This is a genomic window from Olleya sp. ITB9, assembly GCF_001315805.1.
Lineage (GTDB): Bacteria > Bacteroidota > Bacteroidia > Flavobacteriales > Flavobacteriaceae > Olleya > Olleya sediminilitoris.
Genome location: NZ_BCBW01000015.1, coordinates 14,871 through 38,004, shown reverse-complemented (window position 1 = coordinate 38,004; position 23,134 = coordinate 14,871). Strand labels below are relative to the sequence as shown.

The window sequence follows — 23,134 nt, the reverse complement described above, 5'->3', positions numbered from 1 at the left end:
TTTTAAAGTGTTTTTTATTCGGTTAAACCGAAATTAAAGCGCATGATAAATACGTTTACCAGCTAATTTGAAATTAACTAACAAAAATTTTAAGACTGTTTCAAACCGAAACATTGTTTCAAGATTTATAACTTCTCTTTTAAGTACTGGGCAGTTAAACTGGCTTTTTCTTTAACAACGTCTTCTGGAGTACCAAAAGCAACTAAATGACCACCATTTTCACCTCCTTCAGGACCTAAATCAATAATATGATCGGCACATTTTATTAAATCTAAATTATGCTCAACCACAATTATTGAATGTCCTTTAGCAATTAAAGCATAAAACGATTTTAATAACTTCTGAATATCATGAAAATGTAAACCAGTCGTTGGTTCGTCAAAAATAAATAAGGCTTTATCTTTAGTATTTCCTTTACCTAAAAAGGTTGCTAACTTTATACGTTGTGCTTCTCCACCAGATAAGGTTGAACTACTTTGCCCTAAAGCAACATAACCTAGACCAACATCTTGTAATGGTTGAAGCTTGTTTTTTATTTTAGTTACTCCGTTTTTATCAAAAAAGGCAATAGCATCATCGATAGTCATATTTAATATATCGTCAATGTTTTTATCGGCAAAGGTTACTTCTAAAACTTCTTTTTTAAAGCGCTTGCCTTTACAAGTTTCGCATTCTAAATGGACATCAGCCATAAATTGCATTTCAATAGTTACAACACCTTCACCTTTACAGGTTTCACAACGTCCGCCATCCACATTAAAACTAAAATGTTTAGCAGCATAATTGCGTATTTGACTTAATTTTTGCTTGCTATAAAGCGCTCTAATATCATCATAAGCTTTGACATAAGTAACAGGATTAGATCTTGAGGATCTACCAATTGGGTTTTGGTCAATAAACTCAATATTTTTAATGTTAACAAAGTTACCTTGAAGTTCAGAAAACTGTCCAGCTTTATCGCTAACACCTGTTAAATGCTTTTGAATAGCAGGATATAATATTTTTTTAACCAATGTACTTTTTCCACTTCCGGATACACCAGTAATAACAGTTAACATCTCTAAAGGAAAGGATACGTCAATATTCTTCAAGTTATTTTCTCTTGCTCCAATAACATCAATACTATATTTACTAGTACGTCTGGTTTTAGGGACTTCAATTTGAAGGGATTCGTTTAAATACTGTGCAGTTAAAGATTTAGATTTTAAAATATCTTTAAATGTACCGACTGCGACAACCTCACCACCTAATGTACCTGCTTCTGGACCAATGTCTATAATTTGATCGGCTTCTTTCATGATATCTTCATCATGCTCTACCACAATTACAGTATTACCTAAATCTCGCAATTGTTTTAATACTAGTATTAAACGTTCGGTATCTTTTGGATGTAGACCAATGCTAGGTTCGTCTAGAATATACATGGATCCAACCAAGCTACTACCTAAAGAGGTTGCTAGATTAATACGTTGACTTTCACCACCAGATAAGGTATTTGACTTTCGGTTTAAGGTTAGATAATCTAAACCTACATTATGTAAAAATTTTAGTCTGTTTTTAATTTCGACTAATAATCGTTCTGCAATTTTAGTGTCGTATTCATTTAATTTTAAGTTCTCAAAAAATACGGATAACTTGTTTAAAGGAAGTTCGACTAAATCTGTAAGTGTTTTATCTCCAATTTTTATATAATTAGATTCTGGTCTTAAGCGTTTACCATGACATACTTTACACTGTGTTTTACCTCTGTAACGCGATAACATTACTCGGTTTTGAATTTTATAAGCTTTGCTTTCTAACTCTGCAAAAAAGCTATTAAGACCTTCAAAGTATTTATTACCATCCCAAATAAGATTTTTATGAGCTTCGGTTAATTCAAAATAAGGTTTATGTACAGGAAAATTAAATTTATGAGAATTGTTAACCAGTTGGTCTTTGTACCAACTCATACTGTCTCCACGCCAAGGATAAATAGCGTTTTCGTAAATTGATAAGGCAGTGTTTGGTATGACTAATTCTTCATCAATACCAATAACGTCTCCATATCCTTCACATTTTGGACAAGCTCCATAAGGATTATTAAAGCTGAATAAATGAACATTTGGTTCTAAAAACTGAAGTCCATCTAATTCAAATTTATTACTAAAATGACGTAAGGTTTGATCTGCTAAGGTTTCGATATAGCAATTGCCTTTACCTTCAAAAAACGCAGTTTGTATAGCATCAGCTAAACGGTTGTAAAAGTCATCATCATCTTTAGTTACAATCCTATCAACAACTAAAAATACGCCTTCTGTAGAGGTTAAATCTTTAGCATCATCAATACGTACAACTTTATCTTTGACTTTTAGTCTTGCATACCCTTGAGCATTTAAAGTTTTTAGTTTGTCTTGTAATTCTCGACCTTCTTCTAAAAATAAAGGTGCTAACAATAAAAGTTTTTGATTTAACTCTAAAGTTTTTATGTGATTTATAACATCTGTTACAGTATCTTTTTTTACTTCCTGACCAGAAATAGGAGAGTAGGTACGTCCAACTCTAGCAAATAATAGTTTTAAATAGTCGTAAATTTCGGTGGTTGTACCAACGGTTGATCTTGGGTTGGTGCTGTTTACTTTTTGCTCGATTGCAATTGCAGGAGCAATACCTTTAATATAATCTACTTTTGGCTTGTTTAATCTACCTAAAAATTGTCTAGCATAACTGCTTAAGCTTTCTACGTAACGTCGTTGACCTTCAGCATACAATGTGTCAAACGCTAAGCTGGATTTTCCAGAACCCGATAATCCAGTTATGACCACTAATTTACGACGTGGTATAACAACATCTATATTTTTAAGGTTATGCAATTTTGCACCTTTAATAATAATATTTTCTTTTGGATTTACTTCAGAAAGTATAGTGCTCATAGTTATTTTAGCCTGTAAGAATGCAAAGATAACATAAGTTACGCACCTTTTAAAACAGATTATTGTGCAATAGAATGTTAAAAGTTTAATTTATTTTTGTTTTTTCGGAATGATTGTTGTTATATTTGAACCGTGTAAAACCCGAATAAAACTTTTAGCCTATACTATAACATTACTTTTTAATTTATAAACCCCAACCAGAACACTTTTTTGGTGCCTAAAAGTAATGATTATGCGAAAAGACACAATTACAGATGCTATTCTTGTTAGTAACTATATTAAAGGAGAGGAATCTGCTTTAGAAGTCCTAATCACAAAACACAAACAACGTATTTATAGTTTTATTTACTCAAAAGTCTACGACAGAGATGTTGCTGAAGACGTATTTCAGGATACCTTTATAAAGGTTATCCGAACTTTAAAACGAGGAAAATATAACGAAGAAGGTAAGTTTTTACCATGGGTTATGCGTATTGCACATAACTTGGTGATTGATCATTTTAGAAAAAATAGTAGAATGCCTAAATTTGATAACTCAGGCGAGTTTAATATTTTTTCAGTCATTAGTGATAATGCATTAAATGCAGAAAAAGTGATTATTAAAGAGCAAGTTGAAGCTGATGTAAGACGTTTAGTTGATGAGTTACCAGAAGATCAAAAAGAAGTTTTAATGATGCGAATGTATAATGATATGAGTTTTAAAGAAATATCAGAACGTACAGGAGTTAGTATTAATACTGCATTAGGACGTATGCGATATGCTTTAATAAATATGCGTAAGGTTATTGATAAACATAATATTGTTTTGACTAACTAAAGGAGCAATAAAGTTATTTTTTTGTCGTTATCTTTTAAGAACAAAACTAAAGATACATGGCAAAAATTTACTCTGAAGAATCTAATACCCCAAAAAAGCAGGATTTTAAATTAAATCCTAAAAATGAAACGATTAGTTTTATTTTAAATTACTCCAAGGCTTTAAGTGTTATAAATTATAAAAATTTGAAGTTTGAAGCACTTCAAAACTAAATTTTAAAAACGTCCTGAAAATAGTTTCAGGACGTTTTTTTATAGTAATCATTGCAATTTAAGGCTGTTAATAGGTGTATTAATACAGCATTATTTTTTCGCATATTCTTTTAAAACAGATGCACGACCTATAGTTTTTGTTATAATATCTTTATCCAAATCCCAACCTCTTGCTGGCGAATATTCGCGACCATACCATATAATTTGAAGATGTAAATCATTCCATAGTTCTCTAGGAAATAATCGTTTAGCATCTTTTTCGGTTTGTTGTACGCTTTTTCCATTAGTTAAATTCCAACGATACATTAATCTATGTATATGTGTGTCCACAGGAAAAGCAGGTACACCAAAAGCTTGACTCATAACTACGCTAGCGGTTTTATGACCTACAGCAGGAAAAGTTTCTAAAGCTTCAAAAGATTCTGGTACGACTCCGTTATAATCTTCGACTAACATTTTAGATAAGCCATAAATACCTTTACTTTTCATTGGAGATAAACCACAAGGTCTGATAATGTCTTTAATTTCATCAACACTCATTTTAATCATATCATAAGGATTATCTGCTTTTGCAAACAGTAATGGTGTGATTTGGTTTACCCTAACATCTGTACACTGAGCAGATAATAATACAGCTACTAGCAAAGTATAAGGGTCTTTATGGTCCAATGGAATAGGTATCTCTGGATATAACTTTTTTAACGTATTTATAACAAATTCTACCTTTTCTTGCTTAGTCATTAGTTGTATTTTTGAATGAAACCAAAATTACAACTATGAACACATTAAAACAAGGTGATAAAGTACCTAATTTTACAGTAAATGATCAGGATGGAAACCCTATATCTTTATCTGATTATAAAGGAAAAAAACTAGTGGTTTTCTTTTACCCAAAAGCGAGTACACCTGGTTGTACTGCTGAAGCTTGTAATTTAACAGATAATTACACTGCTCTACAAGACAAAGGTTACGAAATTTTAGGTGTTAGTGCTGACTCTGAAAAAAGACAAACTAATTTTAGAAATAAATACAGTTTTCCGTTTCCATTATTAGCCGATGAAGACAAAGAAGTTATTAATGCTTTTGGTGTTTGGGGTTTAAAAAAGTTTATGGGTAAGGAATATGATGGTATCCATAGAAAAACATTTTTAGTAGATGAAAATGGAGTAGTAGCACATGTTATTGATAAAGTAAAAACTAAAGATCATGCAGCGCAAATACTTGAACTGTAACTTTATAAATAGACGTAAAATAAAAAAAGCGACCATTGGTCGCTTTTTTTATTTATAATAGTGGAATAGACTAATCTTCGGTTTCTTCCATTGTGTGATAGACGTTTTGTACATCATCATCTTCTTCTAACTTTTCTAATAATTTTTCTACGTCAGCAGCTTGTTCTGGAGTTAATCCTTTTGTGACTTGTGGTATGCGCTCAAAACCTGAAGATAATATTTCTATTTCACGACTTTCTAATTCTGCTTGAATAGCTCCAAAGCTTTCAAAAGGTGCGTAGATTAAAATTCCGTCATCATCAGCAAAAACTTCTTCTGCTCCAAAATCTATAAATTCTAATTCTAATTCTTCTGGATCTAAACCTTCTGCATTCACTCTAAAGTTACAAGTGTGGTCAAACATAAAAACTACAGATCCTGACGTCCCTAAGCTACCATCACATTTATTAAAATAACTACGTACGTTGGCTACTGTTCTTGTATTATTGTCTGTTGCAGTCTCAACTAAAACAGCAATACCATGAGGAGCATAACCTTCAAAAATAACTTCTTTATAATCGCCTTGTCCTTTTTCGCTAGCTTTTTTAATGGCACGTTGCACATTATCTTTAGGCATGTTTACTGCTTTGGCATTTTGTATAACTGCACGTAAACGCGAGTTACTAGCTGGATCTGGTCCACCTTCTTTTACAGCCATTACAATATCTTTACCAATACGTGTAAAGGCCTTACTCATAGCAGACCAACGTTTCATTTTACGTGCTTTTCTAAATTCGAAAGCTCTTCCCATGTTATATATGTTTTTAAATTTCCGCTACAGCGGAAACTAAATAGTTAAATTTTTAATAGTTACAAATTTAAAAAAACTTTAATTTTTTGATGCAGTCGGTTTGAATAATTTTAAAATTGATTACTTATTGACTGATTTTAATTAAATCCTTTAAAATATTATAGCTTTCTGCAATATAAACATCTTTAGATAATTGTAAAATGACGTCTTGATTTAAACGATTGTCATCTGGATTTTTATCTAATAATTGTTGTGTAGGTTTTGTGTTGTTAACAGTTATTAACGCTTGGTTAGTTTGCTCTTGGAAAACTTGATTGTATAATGCAGTTTTGTTGTTTTGATTTTTTAAAACATCATCTATTGTAAGTGTATATTTTTTACCTTTATTATAAATACTTTGTTTTAGTTTTATGTTACTATTGGCTATATTAGTAAATGTAGAGTCAGACTTTAAGCGTTGTTTGTTAGTATTAATAACATAATTATAATTAGGTTTTGCTAAAGGATTATGTTTTAAGGTTGGCGTTACACTATGATTTTTTAGCGCATAACTATAGTATTGCTCTTGACTATTTAGATTGTCATAGATAGATGGTAATTTAATATCTGGTATTACACCTATGGATTGGTGACTTTGTCCTGATACGCGATAAAAGGTTTCTACGGTAATTTTGCAAAACCCTAAGTTTTTTTCAATATCAAGCGGAAGTATACCTTGTGCACTAGATTTACCGTGAGTTGTAGATCCAACAATTAAAGCGCGATTATAATCCTGCATTGCAGATGCAAAAAACTCTGATGCAGAAGCGCTATAAGAATTAACTAGTACAACTATTGGTTTATTAAAAAATGTACCACGTTTAACATCTCTAATGGTGTAAGTTTCTTTTTGATTGGTTTCAATAATTGTGACAGGTCCACGATCTATAAGCATACCTATTAACTCGATTGCTTCTTGCATAGATCCACCACCATTAAAACGCAAATCTATAAGTAAACCTTGAATTTGCTGTTTTTGTAGTTTGTATAATTCTTTTGCAAAATCAGAGGATACACCACGACCATTTAATGATTCGTCATTAGTATAAAAACTTGGTATTTTTATATATCCTAAATCTTGATCAGAACCAATTAAATAACCTCTAATAGCATTGTCTTCGACTTTGATTTTAGTTTTAGTAATGCTTATAGTTTGTATGGTTCCGTTTTTCTTTTTTATAGTAAAAGCAATAGTTTTATGACCTTTTTTATTACTAAATGCTTTTATGGCGTCATTAGACACGCACAAAGTATTGAAGGTTGTTCCGTTTGCAGTTAAGGATATTATGATATCATCCACCTCAAAGTTTCCGTTAATAAAAGCAGCACTTCCTGGAGTAATTTGTGCTATTGTGATTTGTCCTTCTTTATTTTTTTCGGTAGTAATACCAAAAGACAATTGGTTGCTTGATAGCTCTCCTTCATATATTAACTTTTCGGTTGGATTAAAAAACACAGAATGCGGATCATGATATTGTAAAAAGGCATTTATAAATGCGTCTTTTACATATCTATCTAAACCACCACTATTAGTAGTAAATTCTTCTAAGACACACAGTTGGTTTTTTACAATGTCTAATCTAGATTTAGCTTCTAGGATTTCAAAATTGTCTTTTATATATTGAATGTCTTGATTAGTATTTAGTACATCTTTTAGCACTTTTAATGCAATAACTTTTTCAATATTTAAAGCTAAACTATCTAAGTTTTTAGCATAGGTATACTCTTTTTCTGGAACGTATTGCCATACTAAACCTCCAGAATAATCTGGTGTTTTGGTGTTTAATGACTCTAGGATTACTTTGGTGTCTTTTATGCGTTGTGCTAATACCGTTTTAAAAGAGTCTATAAATAAGCAATTATCAGCATTTAAATACTCGTCTAATTGTAGTTGTTGGGTTTTAAATTGTGTGATATCTGATTGTAAAAAGAAATCTTTATCACTATCTAAATTAGTGATAAACAAATCAAAAACAGCTTGTGATAGGCTGTCATTAATAACTTTAGGTTGGTAATGGTTGTCTGCTACTAATTGTTTTACAGCAACTAATTGTTGACAAAAAATAGAGTCGTTTTGTGCTATAGAGACATTAAAGAATAAGGTGATAAGTAGGAGTAGGGGTTTGTACATTTAGGGCATTTATTGTTTTAATCTTCATCCTCTTCAACAATATGCTCTATTGCTAATGCTAATTTAAAATCTTTATCAGTAACACTTCCAGCATCATGTGTTGTTAATGTTATTTTTAAGACATTATACTCGTTGGTCCATTCTGGATGATGGTTTAATGCTTCGCACTCAAAAGCAATACGACTCATAGCACTAAAACAATCTTTAAAGTTTTCGAATTCAAATTCAGCATGAATCGCATTGTCATAATATTCCCACTCAGGAAGTCTAAGTAAACGTTGTTCAATTTCTAATTTAGTAAGTGCAGTCATAAATTTTTTATTTAAAAATAAGAAATTTATACTTCTAAATCTGTTAAAATATCTTGACTTACTAATTGTAAATGGTCTGGAAGTTTATTTTTACTTGATAATACAGCAAGATAACGGTCGTTATTGGTTGTAAACACTTGCTTAAATTTGGGTTTGCTAACACCAAGTGAGTTTAAAATTTCTTTAAAAAAATCGTCATGATGCACTAAATCTTCACTTCCTAAATGGAAAATTCCAGATTTATTTTGATTAATTATGTAGTGTATTTGTTGGGTGACTTTACTATCTGTAGTCACATTCATTATCAGGTTTGGAAAGACTTCTATAGGCTGTTTTTCTTTTAAAAAAAACTTTATTTCTTCTACTCTAGGCGAATATGCACCAAATACCATTGGTAGTCTAATGATAGCATAATGTTGTTTTGGTAGGCGCAACAACATGTTTTCTATTTTAATTTTAAAATGACCATACATGCTATGGCTTAAGGTTTTGTCGTCCTCATAGCTAGGAAACTTGCTGTAAGCATCAAACACATTGGCAGAGGATAAAAATATAAGCTTACTATCGTTAGCAATTAGATATTCTGTAAGATGATGATGTGCTATAATTTGAGCCGAAAAATTACCACGTAAGGCCGAAATAATTATGGTAGGTTTTACTATATCAAGGATTTCAAAAATATCGTCTTCTTCTATATTATATTGAAAATAATGCTGGTTTTTACTAAACGCATAATTGTCCACAAAATAGGTTCCGTAGGTGTTAAAGTAGCCACAAAGCTCTTTATACAAAGCTTGTCCTAAAAAGCCACTAGCACCTAAAATTAGTATACGATGTTTGTTATTTATCCCTTTCATTATAAAATATAACGTTTAGAAAATGGATAAATTGGTTTGGGTAGTAAATTGCTCTAAAGCTTGCATGCCAATTAATGAGTTTCCTTTGGCATTTAAACCAGGAGCCCAAGTCGTTATAACATATTGATTAGGTAATAAGGCAACAATACCACCACCAACACCACTTTTACCAGGTAAACCAACCTCAAAAGCAAACTCACCAGACTCGTCATAAAAGCCACAAGTTAGCATGATTGCATTAATACGTTTGGCTTGACTGCTTGAAATGTGTTGTTTGTTATTAACACAACGTCCTTTATTAGCAAAGACATAAAAGGCTTTAGCAACCTGAGAACAAGTCATCTCTAAAGCACACTGATGAAAATAAAAATCCATAACAACATCTACATCGTTATTAAGATTACCAAAAGACTTTAATAAATTAGCAGCAGCTAGATTGTTAAAACCTGTTTCTTTTTCTGAAGCTGCAACTTTTAAATTATAGTCAATAGATTGGTCGTTAGCAATAGCTCTAACATACTGTAAAAACTCTTGTTTTGGGTTTTTAAACTGACTACATAATATGTCTGCAATTACAATTGCACCAGCATTTATTAACGGATTTCTAGGAATACCGTTTTCTAGTTCTAATAAAGATAAATGGTTAAAGGGGTTTCCAGACGGTTCTACATCTACACGTTTCCAAATGTCATTATTTTCAAAAGCTATTGCTTTGGACAAGGATAATACTTTGGAAATACTTTGTATAGAAAAAGGCACTTCGGCATCACCAACACTGAAATTTTCACCATTCATGTGTTGTATAAAAATACCAAACTGATTAACATCTTGTTTGGATAACTCTGGAATATAAGAAGCAACAACACCCTTAACGACATTGTCTTTTAAGTTGTTATGGATGTTGTTTATAATTGTATTAAAATCTTGCATATAGTATTTACGCCTTGTAAAACGGAAGTTTTACAATAGTTGCAGCAACTGCTTTTTTACGTATTTGAATATTAATTTTACTGTTTACATCTGCAAATACCGTTGGCACATAACCAAGACCAATCCCTTTACCTAACATTGGCGACATAGTACCAGAGGTTACAACACCAATAGTTTTACCTTGACCATCAACAATATCATAACCTTGTCTAGGTATACCACGTTCGTCAAGCTCAAAAGCGACTAATTTACGATCTACACCTTTACGTTTTTGAGCTTCTAAAGCTTCACTATTAGTAAAGGTTTTAGTAAATTTTGTTACCCAACCTAAACCAGCTTCAATAGGTGATGTTGTATCATCAATGTCATTTCCGTAAAGGCAATAACCCATTTCTAAACGTAGCGTATCTCTAGCAGCTAATCCAATTGGTTTAGCACCAGCTTCAGTAACTTTGTCCCAAATTTGTTTGACTTCGTCATTTTTGCAATAAATCTCAAAACCACCACTTCCAGTATATCCAGTTGCAGAAATAATTACATTGTCAATACCAGCAAAATCACCAACTTTAAAGTTGTAAAATTTAATTTCTGATAAATCATGACTAGATAAAGCCTGCATTTTTTCAACTGCATTTGGACCTTGAATAGCTAATAACGAGTAGTCTTCAGACAAATCACGCATATCTGCACCAACTGTGTTTTTAGAGCTAATCCAATTCCAGTCTTTTTCAATATTACTAGCATTAACCACTAATAAATACTGTTCTTCTTTTAATTTATAAATAATTAAATCGTCAACAATTCCGCCATCATCATTTGGTAAACAAGCATATTGTGCTTTACCAATAGTTAACTTAGACGCATCATTACTACTTACACTTTGTATTAAATCCAAAGCCTTAGGACCAGAAATTAAAAATTCTCCCATGTGTGATACATCAAACACACCACAGTCTTTTCTAACTGCTTCATGTTCTATATTTACACCATCATATTGTACAGGCATATTGTAACCTGCAAAAGGGACCATTTTTGCACCAAGTGCTTCGTGTGTTGCTGTTAAAGCTGTGTTTTTCATGAAATATATTTTTGTTTTACCGTCAAGCGGAAATTTTAAAACCTTGTCTAACAAAAGTATTGAAAATTATTGATTTGGTTTTTACGTTTTCAGGTAATATCAAGTTAAAATTTAGGATTCTGTTAGAATGCTTTTGTAGCAAAAAAATGAAAGTAACATATTATACAATGTTAAGTGTTACAAATCTTAGTCATTTAATGCCATAAACAAAATTACCTAGTATAAATATTTATACTAGGTAATTTTATATTAGATAATTGGAGTATTTAAATCTCAAATACTTCTAATTGCTTATCAAGAAGTCTTTTGACGTATAATACATCATTATAGATTATTAATTGACTGTAACCAGTTGTATTGTTGTTGTTGGATTGAATAATTTTAGGGGATTCTGTTGGTGTATTTAAATCAAAACTATACAAATTAGTACTACCTATTTGACTGTAGTAAATCTTATCTTCATGGATATCAAACCCTAAAATATAACCTTCATTACCTATAGCATCTTCAATATCTTCTGCAGTGTAAACAATTGACGAGCCTTGAGAAGGTGAATTTAAATCTATTCTATGAACGTTGTTTTCTGAAGAAAAATATAAGAAGTTATCTATAACTTTACCGTTTTTAGGAATCACAAATTCGTCAGTAGCGACTAAATTATCAGTGCCAGAAGTATTAAACTGATAAAAATTATTTATTGGTGACAATCCATTTGGACTAGATACATAATATAAGTTAGTATCGTTTTTTATTAGTAAGGATCTAGGAGTATCAATAACAGGTGTTACTTGCGTACCTCCTGCAATATTATTGACGTCAAGTTGTTTTATACTAGAAAATGCAGGCCAATAAGTCTGATAATATAACTGATTATTAATTACTTTTATGGTTACAGGTGCTTCATCATCTTCTATAATTAATTCAGCGGTAGCATTATCATCTTCAAGATTTATGCGGTATATGTTATATTGATAATCAAAATACAAATATCCATTATCAATATCAAAAGATTCAATTTCAGAAACATAATCAATAGAGCTAGAAAAGTCCATTGTTTTAATATATGTTGGTTCTGAAGATTCTTCAAGAACCACAGGTGTGGTGATGTTGTCATCAACTGCACCTGTAGTGATGTTGTTATCAAACTTTTCATTAGAACAGTTAAAGCACAATAATAATGTTGTGAATAGGATAATACTTGAGTGTTTCATTTAATATTTTAATATGGTTAGTGTTCAACATCAAGTATACAAGAGGTATTTAAAATAAGTATATTATTGATGTTTTACACAAACAAATGTAATATTCAGTTTCACCTGTTTTTATTTATTACTGTTAATTAAATATCAATTAACATTAATTAACATTAATATCAAAAGTATAAACAAAAGTGATGTTCTTCTATTTAAAGTATTACTTACTGTTAAGTCTAAAGTAAGACAAATAATATGTTTTTTTGCTATAACGTTTACTCCCAAGTATTACTCTTGACTATAGTTAGCCAATCCATGACTTGATTACTTAAGGTTTCTAGTTTAGCAACATAATTAGGGTTAGGTTTATACCAACTTTGTGTTAAGTAGTAATCTTGAATCACTTTTGTTTTAAAAACATAACCTTTAATAGCGAAGGGTAAATTTCTTAATATTTTGTATGAATCCTCATCAATGGATTTTGTACACGTTTTATTATCTTCTTTATAAAATATAATATCATGTGGCAAATTATGTTTAGTGTAATCAAATACATCATAATAGTTTTTCATGTACGTAGCGTTAGAGTAGAGGCTTAATTCGCCTTTAGGCTTAAAGTTTTTCTTTTTAAAACTAATCTTGCCACTATTGGTAATAAACTTGGTGTCTTTTGCTTTACTATATTCATTTACATGATTAAATACTCTACCATCCTCAATACTCCATTTGTTTTTATCTTCAAAAAAAGTATTAGAAATATTAAAATCTTGGTTGTTTCCCATATCAATATTAAGGGTAAAATCATCTATCTGATTATTTCCCCATCTATTGGCAGCAGTTAAAATATAATCAAAACTATATCTTTCTAAGACTGATCCTGACATATTAAAACGGTAGGTATGTTTAATGGTATTTATACCAGGTTTAAAATTAGCATTAAAATAATATACGTAGTAAAACTCTGGGCTATTGCTATTAAAGTCCTCTCCAATAACTTCTGCTTCAGTTTTTGCATCAATTGCACCATTAATGTAATAATTATCAGTGTTTACCATAGCAGTTTTATGTTTCAAAAACTGATTATTCATTATCACATCAAAATTTGATATGTAGGGATGTGCGCCATTTTTAGGATACCCATTAACATCTCCAAAAGGTGAAGGCGCTTCAAAACCCACTAAAATAGTTTTGTTTTTACCTGAATTAAAAAAAGTGTAATCCACAGTAACATATACATAAGTTTCTCCATCTACAACTTTTCTAACAAGTGTTAAAACCTCTTTAGTAACTGTAACATCAGTCTCGTTAATAGGTATTAATTGGTTTCCGGAAGCGTAATATGCTCCGTCATTTGCAAAGCAGTTAAATCCAAAAAAGAATAGGAGTAAACCAAATTTAAAATTCATTATATACTATTTAAAAGTTTTATGTTTTTACCGTCAAGCGGAAAATAAGCCTGTGGTCTAACAAAAGTATTGAAAATTAAATTGCCAATTTGAAGTACAACAAATTATATATAGCTTTAAGTTTTCAGCTGAAGCTTATTGCTTTAATTTAAAATATAGATTAATGAAAATACAGATATAAAAATCCATAAACTAACTGCTAAAAGTACAGGTTTACTTCCCAAAGCTTTTAAGTCCTTGATGTATAAAGTAGATCCAACAATAAATAAAGTTAACACCAAAAGACGTTTGGCAATTGTAACAATGCTTAAAGTTATGTTTTGAGGTAATAGTTGGTAGCTATTAATAATTATAGCGATTATAAAAAGAATAATAAAGTATGGTATTTTTATTTTTTCGCCTTTAGTTTTAAAATAAAACATCGTGAAAATGGATAATGGAATAATCCACAATGTTCTAGACAATTTAACTGTAGTTGCAATTTTTAAAGCTTGATCTCCATAGGTTAATGCGGCTCCAACAACAGAGCTGGTGTCATGAATAGCAATTGCACACCATAATCCAAATTGCTCTTGAGTAAGGTTGAAAGCATGACCTAAGGCAGGAAATACAAATAAGGCAACCGAATTTAGTAAAAACACAATCCCTAAAGCAATACTAATAACACTACTTTTTGCTTTAATAATTGGTGAAATTGCAGCAATTGCACTACCACCACAAATAGCAGTTCCAGAGGTAATTAAATGTCCTAATTTTAAATCCATTTTTAAAGCTTTAGCTAATAAAACACCAAAGGTTACTGTTAATACAATAGAAAACACTGTTAATCCAAATCCTTGTTTTGTAGTTTGTAATGTGTCTTTAAAAAGCATGCCAAAACCTAACCCAATAATTGATAACTTAAGTAAATAGCTAATAACTTTATGACTGTAAGTTTTAAAAGGGTTATCAAAAAGTAATGTAAATCCAAATCCTAACAACAATGCTGAAGTACTATTTATGTATCCCAAAGCAATAGTTATTACAATAACAAGGTATAAGATTTTAGATAGTTTAGATTTCATATTACAAAATTAATGCAATACAAAAGTAAACTTAACAAATAACTAATTAGAGTATTAATTTGTTATTTAGTATAACTATAGGTTATAGTTGTTTGTGATAAAAGTCTCAAAATAATCAAGCATATTAGATTGAAAACCAGTGCGTTTAACAAAGTAAAACCATCTTTGGATGGATAGGTTTTTTATGTCAATAATTTTTAATTGATTGTTTACTAAGTCCTTACTTACTGAATGTATTGATAATAAAGCATAATGATCAGAATGGTACAAGTAGTTTTTAATAGACTCTGTACTATTTAGTGTTACAACTGTGTTTAAGGATTTAATATTATTTTTTAATAAAAACTGATCTATAATATCCTTAGTTCCAGATCCGTTTTCACGAACTATCATTGGTAGACTTTGTAAAGTTTGTGTGTCAATGCTTCCATTTTTAAAAGCAGGATTATTACTATTAGTAACTAATACAATTTCGTCTTTAATAAACTTATCATAATATAGTTTAGGGTTGGTTTTAGTACCTTCGGTTATACCAAAATCTAGGTCTTCGTTTAAAATTAAGTCTTCAATAGTCTCAGAGTTATTACTAATTATTTCAAATTTAGTTTTTGGATATTGTTGTCTGAATTTTGAAATAACTTTAGGTATAATGTAATTAGATACTGTAGTGCTAACACCAAAGCTAAAGTGTTCTGGAAAAGTGTCGTTTTTATGTAAAAACTGAGTGTCCATTTGATTATAAACGGCTAATATTTTATTAACATATAATAAAAAAGATTGACCCTCAGTGGTTAACTCAATCGAGTTTCGTTTTCTTACAAATAAGGTTGTTTTATATTCTTCTTCAAGATTTCTAATAGATTTTGAAACTGCAGGTTGCGATATAAACAATTGTTCAGCAGCCTTAGTAAAACTTAAAGTTTTAGCTACAATCTTAAATATGTGTAATTTAGTTTTCATGTACTGATAATTGAAGTCACAATATACAAAGCTTACTAGTAGTTTAGCTTTAATTTATAGCATAGAAATGTTAAAAATATTAGTAAACATGGTGTTTTTGCCTTGCTTTATACTAAACTATAGTTAAACCAAGTGTTATAATTTGGTGTTATCTAATGTGTTGATTAACTTGAAGTATGGAAAATATATTAGTAGCAGGTGCCAACGGTACCACAGGAAAAAAAATAGTAAATCTTTTAAATCAATCTCAATATTTTAACCCAATTGCAATGGTTAGAAAAGAAGAGCAAAAAGCTTTTTTTGAGGCCAAGCAAATAGATACTGTTTTAGGTGATTTAGAAGACGATATATCTCATGTATTTAATAATAAAACTATAGATAAGGTTTTGTTTGCAGCAGGATCTGGAGGAAAAAATGTAGTTGAAGTTGATCAAGAAGGCGCAAAACGTATGGTTGATGCATCTAAAAAGAATAACATTAAAAAGTTTGTGATGCTAAGTTCAATGGGAGCAGACCAACCTGAAAAAGCTGAGCAATTACAAGACTATTTAAAAGCTAAACATAATGCAGATGAGTATTTAAAATCCTCTGGATTAAACTATAGTATTGTTAGACCAGGATCTTTAACTAATGGCGAATTAACCAATAAGATACAGTTAAATCAGAAATTAAATACACAAGGCGAAATTAGTAGAAATGATGTTGCACAAACTTTAGTTAGTACATTAAATGATGATGTTGCTAATCAAGCAACTTTTGAAATTTTAAAAGGTGAGACCTTAATTGGTGAAGCTTTAGATAAAGTATCTGCAGTTAATGCATAAGATTAATTTTACTATTAATTTTGAATAAAAAAAAGCTACCATTTGGTAGCTTTTTTTATGGAGTTTTATCTGTATATATGGCTTTTAAGTAGTTGTTTTAAATTCATAAAATTGTTCAAATTCTGATTTTTTTTTTGAACTATTAATCTTATAAAGTTTCTATAACTTTAATTCTTATGCCAATAAAACAATCGTCCTCACATTGATTATTTTCATAACCACAAGTCGAAATCATTCCATTATTTTCAGTTTCAAAGTAAGTTGTCGTATTACTTCTTTCAATTAGCCAATCATTTTGAGCTTTATCATAAACTTCATCTAATGTAATTGGTTCAGCTCCGTTTTCGTGAGAACCTATTTCAGAACCTGTTTCTGTCCATTGGATTTCGTCTGGCTGAATGTCAGTTGATATGCCATCTGTAACCGTGTATTCAAAATCTCTTTGAGTTACAATTCCATTTTCAACGATTATAGTAGTTTCCCAAACGAATCCTACCCACGAACCAAGTGTTACAATGTATTTGTATGAGTTGTTAGAACTTTCTTTGAAATTTAACCAAGTTTTTTGACTGATTTCAAATTTGTCTTGGTATTCTAAATCATCTGAATCACAAGAGTTGAATATACTCCCGATTAATAATAGAACAATTAAATAAGCTTTATTTTTCATTTTTTATAGACGTTTTTTTATTCATTTGATTGCTATTAAATGTTTTGTCCTAAAATTTGGAATAGGTTAAAATTGAATTATGCTGATAATTTATATACGCTAACTTAGTGTTTTAAATTTATCTAAAGATAAGCTTAATATTATTTTTTTGTATAATCAATTGCGTTTTGTTAAGATTACTTAATACGTTCTACGTTATTAAAAGTTTGGAACCGATAAAATTTGCCTTTTAAGATGATATTTGTATGTTCAGACATTTCTTAGTAACAATGAATTTATTCTGTCATACTAATGTCTATTTTTTTTCTTTTGAGTATTTTTGTGTTTGGAGTCTTTAGCTTGATAAATATCCTTATTACAATGATTAATATTTACTTCGGGAAATTCATTTTTAGCGACATTAAGTTTCTTAAAAAGTTATTTAACTTCGATACTTAAATTTGTTCAAGTTCTATTTCTCTCTCCTTTTTATATGTCGGTATTTTGTAATTTAATTATTAAAAATAAATCAAAGTGAAGTCTTCCCTAAAGATAGTTTAGTTATTAATTCAAATTCACTAATTTTTAAATTCAAACTGTCACAATCTAAAGAAGCAAATCTAGTGATAGTAAAAAGCTGTAAGCGTTTATTGTCATTTACGATAGTAAACTTGAAGCTTTAGCAATAGATGCATAACTATCTTATTTTGAAAAAATATTGTAGAATGCTTAAATAATTATTTATCAAACTTTAAGATGTCTTAAAAAGGTGAAGACTTAAAAGTATATTTCTAACAAAGGAAAATTAAAAGTATTTCTTTTTTAAATTTTCTTTTTTTATAATTTCTGTTTCAGCTATAAACTTCATACATAAATATATTGATATTACGTGTGTTATAGTAATCAAAACAGTAAATGTTTGTGTAAAATATATAAACTCGTTAATTGGTGTTAAAGCAATATGAAACATGCAAAATATACCAGATGTTAGTATTAACGTGGCATTATCATAATAGTCATTTATATAAATAATAGCACATGATATAACATAAGTAATTAATATAAAAGTAATCATGATAGTATACACTAAATTTGTGTTTGATAGGTGTTTAATAAGTAAATCTAATACAGAATATATTATATAACTGGCCAATAATAAACCAATTAACACAGATAAAAACAGGATATTTTCTAGTTTAGATTTATTTAAATATTGTTTTAATATAAGACTACTACAAATTAGATAAATAGATGTTAAAATAGTTATCCAAGAAAATAATTTATCAAAATCTTTAAAAGTTAAAATGTCAGAAATAATGATAGCTATTAATCCTATTATATATAAATAGTTAGGCTTACCTTTTGTAATATTAATGTATTTAAGTAATAATGTAAAAATAACCACAGGTGTAAAATAGATTAGTGTGTTTTTTTCCATTACAACACTGATTAAAATGGTTAGCGCAAAACTTAAATAAAATAATAAATCATACAAATAGCCTTCTTGTTTAATAAAATTTAAATAAATTGATTTTAAATTAAACATTTATGCTTCTAGGTTAGAGTAGTTGTTATAGTCTAAATATAACCAATAGTTTCTATACTTAGACTAATAATTGCTATCCACTTTTTTAATTAGCGTATAAAATTAACCCAACACCAATCAATATTCCGATTAAAGGTATTAATTTTTGTCTCTTATTTTTCTCTTTAAAAACAAGTCCACCAATAACAACAGCTATAATAATTTGACTTCGTTTTATTGCAGAAAGTAACATAATTAAAGCGTCAGGATCCTGTAGCGCCTTAAAGTAAAAATAATCTGCAGATTGTAATAAAATACCAACTGCTATAATAGACCATCTAAAGGTAAATGCTTTACGTTTTTCGGCATAAGGAAACCACGTTATGGTTAGAATTACCAATAAAATTAAAATGGTGTATAAACAAAACCAAAACTGTAAAGTTTGTGGATTTAAACTTAAATTCTGAATTAAAAATTTATCATATAATCCACTAGAAGCACCTAAAAAAGTGGCTCCAATAATGGCAAAAATCCATTTATTTCGTTTAAAATTTATGCCTTCTTTTTTACCAATTCTAGAATATAATATTACCGAAAAGATAATGAGAAAAAATCCAATCCATTGGTAAGCATTTGGACTTTCTTTGTAAATTATTATTGCACCAATAAAAGTAAAAAATGGTCCAGCAGACCGTATTGGTGTGACAATTGTTATGGGTAAATGTTTTAAAGCTTGATAAGCTAACACCCAAGAACTAGCCATTATCATAGATTTTATAAAAATAAAACCATGTGTAGTTGCTGTAATATCTTGAAAATCGTAACCTTTTTCTAAAGCATATTCTGCATTAAATTTTGAAAACAAATAAAAACCAGCTATAAATAAAAATCCGCTAGAAACAGTTCCTAAAAGTACTGGAAACACTTCGTTTCCTTGTACTGCATGTTTTTTACACAAGTTGTGTAATCCTAAAAAAAGTGCTGCTAATAAGCCTAAATACATCCACATGACGCGAATATACTTTATTGTAGTGTTTTGCGATTATTTTTTATAAAATTAATCAGATTTGGTTTTATCATAGTGCATAAAAATATTGATCCAAATATTTCTAGATAACCTTAAAATAATTGGTAAACACAGTAGCATAAATAAAACAAGTATAATGTAAGATGTTAATAATGAAAACTCTAAAACCATATAAGAAATAAATAAAGAAAATGAACCAAATATTAAACCAACAGGATAACTAACATACATAGCTCCAAAAAAGAATGAGGGTTCAATCTTGTATTTGGTGCTACAGTGACTGCAACGTTCTTCCATTGTTAATGTACTTGTAACTTTGTATGGATTATTTACAGTGTACATACTTTCATTTTGACAAACAGGACAACTACCTAATAGTATACTGTTTAGTTTTGTTCCTTTTAAAAATCTCATTATTAACCTAAAATTGAATAAACTAGCTTTGTTACTTTAATATTAACTTATATTACTTTGTAAAAGTAGTTTAAACACTTCATAATTAAATAGTATCAATGTTGCTACTTTTTGTATATTTAGGACATTATAATATGAAAAAATTACCAGTTTTAAATATAAATCAATTTAAGAATCAAGAAGAATTAACTGATTTTTATAGTAATGATTTAAACGTGCATTTAAAACAAAATTCTAAAATTGTACATAAACCTCATAGTCACAATTTTTATTTATGTGTTTGTTTTACAGAAGGAAATGGTACACATGAAATAGATTTTGATAGTTATACTATTTCTAAAGGGAGCGTCTTTTTTTTACGTCCAGGACAAATGCATCGTTGGCATTTTACAAGTTTAGTTAATGGATTTATCTTTTTTCATACTCAGGAATTTTTTCAACTTAATATTATAAATACTAATCTAAATGAATTCCCATTTTATTTTTCTTTAGAAAACACTCCTAAACTTCAACTTAATGATTTTCAATTAAATAAAATAGGTGCTATCTTTCAAAGTATTAATGATGAATTTAATGGTCAAATGTTTTTTAAAACTGAAAAAATAGCAACTCTAATAAATTTGGTTTACATTGATTTATCGAGGTTATATTCTGAAAAAGACTCTAAAACGATAAATGTGTCATCGTCTTATTTAAATATTTTGAGAATTTTAGAACAAAAAATAGAGCTACATTTTAAAACAGAAAAAACTGTTCAGTTTTATGCAAATCTTTTAAATATTACTCCTAAGCACTTAAATAGAGTTGTAAAATCTACAATAGATAAAACAACTTCAGAGTTTATTACAAATCGAGTTTTATTAGAAGCAAAACGATTAATTGTACATTCTAAAAATCCATTATCACATACTGCTGAAACTTTAGGATTTTATGATTACGCTCATTTTTCAAAATTATTCAAGTCTAAAATTGGCATGACAGCTATAGAGTTTAAGACTAAACATAGATTGTAATTATTCTGACTGAAAACTGTGTCTTTTCTCCTGAGTAGAAGAGGCCTCCAATAAGGTGTTAAAAGTTTTAATTGAATCAAAATTTTGTGTTATTGCAGATGAAATAGCTAAACCAGATATACCTGTTTTTAAAATTGGCTTGACATCATCAGTAGTTATTTCACCAAAACCTAAAATTGGAGTTTCTGTATTTAATTCTTTGATAATAGATTTAAAACCATCAAGGCCTAAACTCTCTAAAGTTAAACTATTATTTTCATTTTGTTTAAAAGGGCTTAAGGTAATATAGTCTGTTTGCTTTTGTAAAACAGTTTTACAATCTTGTAAGTTATTTACAGTAACACCTATTATTTGCCAAGTATATAAATGTTGTCTAACAGTAGGAGTGAAGTCTTTTTTATTTTTAAAGTGCACCCCATCAGCTTTGATGGTTTTTGCAACTTTATAAAACTGATTAATGATTAATCTAGTCTGAAAATGAGAAGTAATTTTTATAGCTTCTTTCGCTATTTTTAATACTTTTTTTTCTGAAGCATTTTCAATTTTTAATTGTACTAATTCAGCTCCAGATGTACAAGCTTTTTGAATATTTTCTAATATTATTTTAGAAGATTCACCTTCAGTGATGTAATGTAATTTAGGTATTACCATTGTAATAAAGCTTTATTAGGTTTGCAAAAGTACAATTATTATAATCTAAATGACATTACATACAACTTAGGTTTTTATTATATTATTTTTTATTTAATCCAGCTTCTCTATATCTTCTCCAGCTAGTTCCTTGTGTACATCTACAACCTGTTAATCCTTGTAAAAAGTCTATACCAATAGTAATTGCATGTGTACCAGAATTAAAACTAGATAAGTCATTCATAGTAATTTGGTAAGAATAGGCAAAGTAAAATCCATTTTTCATGATTCCAGCCATAGGTCCAAGATTAAGAGGTTTAAATGGTTGATCATTTAAAAAACGATATGAAGCTCCTGCCCAATAGTAATCACCAGAACGATTAAATTTTCTATATTTCAAATTGACATCTGTACTAGAACGACCATCGTTATTATATCTTTGGTAAAAGATAGAAGGTTCTAATTCGGTGTTTTTTGAAGTTTGAAAAATATAACCAGTATAAGCTTGAAAGTTTAATAATTTACTAGGTTCAATTCCTGTAAAATTATCGATATCTTTGTCTAAAATATTATTAGCATTTAAACTAGCATAAAATAGCTTATAACGGTATAAAATACCAACATCAAAATTACTATTATTAATAGACCTGTCATCTGTTATACTTGGATCAACAATTGGCATTTCATCATTACCTTCAAAATTTTCTATATCAACTCTAAAACTATTTAGGTTATACGATAAACCAAAGGATAGATATTGTTGAGAATAATCACTCAAAGTAATATGATAAGCAAAAGAAAATTTAGCTCCTTTTTGTCTAGTATTACCATTTTTATCATTGTATAATGATAAACCAACTCCTGTTTGATTTCCTATTCTAAAATCTGCATATAATGCTTGATTGTCTGGTGCATTTTTTATACCAACCCATTGTGTTAATCCATTGGCTCTAATTCTTACATTATCACCAATACCAGCATAAGTAGGAGAAATAACAAAATCATTATCTGCTAAATACTGAGTAAATACAGGTAAATTTAATTCTTGCGCAAAGGAGAAAGAAGTAAAAAGAACAACGATGTATAGTGCTAATTTTTTCATTTGTCTATTTTTTTAAATTCT

Annotated in this window: 23 protein-coding genes; 5 read left to right on the top strand and 18 right to left on the bottom strand. The window is 29.3% G+C overall.

Annotated features, from left to right (window positions below; genetic code table 11):
• Nucleotides 1-125 precede the first annotated feature (125 nt).
• Complete coding sequence (gene uvrA / locus ITB9_RS03205; protein WP_054851117.1) at nt 126-2,909, bottom strand: excinuclease ABC subunit UvrA; 2,784 nt, start codon at nt 2,907-2,909, stop codon at nt 126-128.
• 232 nt (nt 2,910-3,141) lie between these two features.
• Here uvrA and ITB9_RS03200 point away from each other — a divergent pair, with 232 nt between their 5' ends.
• Nucleotides 3,142-3,726 carry an RNA polymerase sigma factor gene (locus ITB9_RS03200; RefSeq protein ID WP_054851116.1) on the top strand — a complete coding sequence of 195 codons (585 nt, stop codon included), beginning with the start codon at nt 3,142-3,144 and terminating at the stop codon, nt 3,724-3,726.
• A 56-nt stretch (nt 3,727-3,782) separates the two neighbouring features.
• Nucleotides 3,783-3,938: a hypothetical protein gene (locus ITB9_RS15555; protein ID WP_187294248.1), complete on the top strand. Its 156-nt coding sequence runs from the start codon at nt 3,783-3,785 to the stop codon at nt 3,936-3,938.
• 90 nt (nt 3,939-4,028) lie between these two features.
• Here the strand turns inward: ITB9_RS15555 and nth are convergent, their stop codons facing one another.
• Complete coding sequence (gene nth, locus ITB9_RS03195) at nt 4,029-4,679, bottom strand: endonuclease III (RefSeq protein ID WP_054851115.1); 651 nt, start codon at nt 4,677-4,679, stop codon at nt 4,029-4,031.
• A gap of 35 nt (nt 4,680-4,714) precedes the next feature.
• On the opposite strand from nth, the gene bcp reads away from it, so the two are divergent.
• Nucleotides 4,715-5,170 (top strand): thioredoxin-dependent thiol peroxidase, encoded by a 456-nt coding sequence (gene bcp / locus ITB9_RS03190; protein WP_028290838.1) that lies wholly within the window; start codon nt 4,715-4,717, stop codon nt 5,168-5,170.
• Nucleotides 5,171-5,240: 70 nt separating this feature from the next.
• Here the strand turns inward: bcp and ITB9_RS03185 are convergent, their stop codons facing one another.
• The 10 genes from ITB9_RS03185 to ITB9_RS03140 form a co-directional block, all read right to left on the bottom strand.
• Nucleotides 5,241-5,960, bottom strand: a complete 720-nt coding sequence (locus tag ITB9_RS03185) for a YebC/PmpR family DNA-binding transcriptional regulator (protein WP_028290837.1) — start codon at nt 5,958-5,960, stop codon at nt 5,241-5,243.
• Nucleotides 5,961-6,084: 124 nt separating this feature from the next.
• Nucleotides 6,085-8,130, bottom strand: coding sequence for a carboxy terminal-processing peptidase (locus ITB9_RS03180; protein ID WP_054851114.1), 2,046 nt, complete (start codon nt 8,128-8,130; stop codon nt 6,085-6,087).
• 17 nt (nt 8,131-8,147) lie between these two features.
• Nucleotides 8,148-8,441 carry a 4a-hydroxytetrahydrobiopterin dehydratase gene (locus ITB9_RS03175; protein WP_054851113.1) on the bottom strand — a complete coding sequence of 98 codons (294 nt, stop codon included), beginning with the start codon at nt 8,439-8,441 and terminating at the stop codon, nt 8,148-8,150.
• Between the two features lie 26 nt (nt 8,442-8,467).
• Nucleotides 8,468-9,298, bottom strand: coding sequence for a sugar nucleotide-binding protein (locus ITB9_RS03170; protein WP_054851112.1), 831 nt, complete (start codon nt 9,296-9,298; stop codon nt 8,468-8,470).
• 15 nt (nt 9,299-9,313) lie between these two features.
• On the bottom strand, nt 9,314-10,228 hold the full coding sequence (locus ITB9_RS03165; protein WP_028290833.1) for a glutaminase: 915 nt from the start codon (nt 10,226-10,228) through the stop codon (nt 9,314-9,316).
• 7 nt (nt 10,229-10,235) lie between these two features.
• The gene (gene gcvT, locus ITB9_RS03160) at nt 10,236-11,306 is read right to left on the bottom strand and encodes a glycine cleavage system aminomethyltransferase GcvT (RefSeq protein WP_054851111.1); all 1,071 of its coding nucleotides are present in this window, start codon (nt 11,304-11,306) and stop codon (nt 10,236-10,238) included.
• Nucleotides 11,307-11,572: 266 nt separating this feature from the next.
• Complete coding sequence (locus ITB9_RS03155) at nt 11,573-12,517, bottom strand: hypothetical protein (protein ID WP_054851110.1); 945 nt, start codon at nt 12,515-12,517, stop codon at nt 11,573-11,575.
• A gap of 257 nt (nt 12,518-12,774) precedes the next feature.
• Nucleotides 12,775-13,905, bottom strand: a complete 1,131-nt coding sequence (locus ITB9_RS03150) for a YARHG domain-containing protein (protein ID WP_054851109.1) — start codon at nt 13,903-13,905, stop codon at nt 12,775-12,777.
• Nucleotides 13,906-14,048: 143 nt separating this feature from the next.
• Entirely contained in the window at nt 14,049-14,969 is a 921-nt protein-coding gene (locus ITB9_RS03145; RefSeq protein ID WP_054851108.1) for a YeiH family protein, read from the bottom strand.
• Between the two features lie 75 nt (nt 14,970-15,044).
• Nucleotides 15,045-15,929 (bottom strand): LysR family transcriptional regulator, encoded by an 885-nt coding sequence (locus ITB9_RS03140; RefSeq protein WP_054851107.1) that lies wholly within the window; start codon nt 15,927-15,929, stop codon nt 15,045-15,047.
• 176 nt (nt 15,930-16,105) lie between these two features.
• Between ITB9_RS03140 and ITB9_RS03135 the strand changes: the two genes are divergently transcribed.
• Nucleotides 16,106-16,753 (top strand): SDR family oxidoreductase, encoded by a 648-nt coding sequence (locus ITB9_RS03135; protein WP_054851106.1) that lies wholly within the window; start codon nt 16,106-16,108, stop codon nt 16,751-16,753.
• Between the two features lie 148 nt (nt 16,754-16,901).
• On the opposite strand, the gene ITB9_RS03130 is transcribed toward ITB9_RS03135, so the two are convergent.
• From ITB9_RS03130 to ITB9_RS03115, 4 genes are all read right to left on the bottom strand, one after another.
• A complete protein-coding gene (locus tag ITB9_RS03130; RefSeq protein WP_054851105.1) occupies nt 16,902-17,423 on the bottom strand; it encodes a hypothetical protein in 522 nt (173 codons plus the stop codon).
• 784 nt (nt 17,424-18,207) lie between these two features.
• On the bottom strand, nt 18,208-18,840 hold the full coding sequence (locus ITB9_RS03125) for a hypothetical protein (RefSeq protein WP_148638356.1): 633 nt from the start codon (nt 18,838-18,840) through the stop codon (nt 18,208-18,210).
• Between the two features lie 193 nt (nt 18,841-19,033).
• A complete protein-coding gene (locus ITB9_RS03120; RefSeq protein ID WP_054851103.1) occupies nt 19,034-19,936 on the bottom strand; it encodes a DMT family transporter in 903 nt (300 codons plus the stop codon).
• A gap of 48 nt (nt 19,937-19,984) precedes the next feature.
• The gene (locus ITB9_RS03115; protein ID WP_028290554.1) at nt 19,985-20,368 is read right to left on the bottom strand and encodes a DUF983 domain-containing protein; all 384 of its coding nucleotides are present in this window, start codon (nt 20,366-20,368) and stop codon (nt 19,985-19,987) included.
• Between the two features lie 134 nt (nt 20,369-20,502).
• Here ITB9_RS03115 and ITB9_RS03110 point away from each other — a divergent pair, with 134 nt between their 5' ends.
• Nucleotides 20,503-21,381 carry an AraC family transcriptional regulator gene (locus tag ITB9_RS03110; RefSeq protein ID WP_054851102.1) on the top strand — a complete coding sequence of 293 codons (879 nt, stop codon included), beginning with the start codon at nt 20,503-20,505 and terminating at the stop codon, nt 21,379-21,381.
• Here ITB9_RS03110 and ITB9_RS03105 read toward each other — a convergent pair whose 3' ends face one another.
• Nucleotides 21,382-22,032, bottom strand: a complete 651-nt coding sequence (locus ITB9_RS03105; RefSeq protein ID WP_054851101.1) for a thiamine phosphate synthase — start codon at nt 22,030-22,032, stop codon at nt 21,382-21,384. It abuts the gene before it with no gap.
• An 82-nt stretch (nt 22,033-22,114) separates the two neighbouring features.
• Nucleotides 22,115-23,113 carry a type IX secretion system membrane protein PorP/SprF gene (locus ITB9_RS03100; protein WP_028290557.1) on the bottom strand — a complete coding sequence of 333 codons (999 nt, stop codon included), beginning with the start codon at nt 23,111-23,113 and terminating at the stop codon, nt 22,115-22,117.
• Between the last annotated feature and the right edge of the window lie 21 nt (nt 23,114-23,134).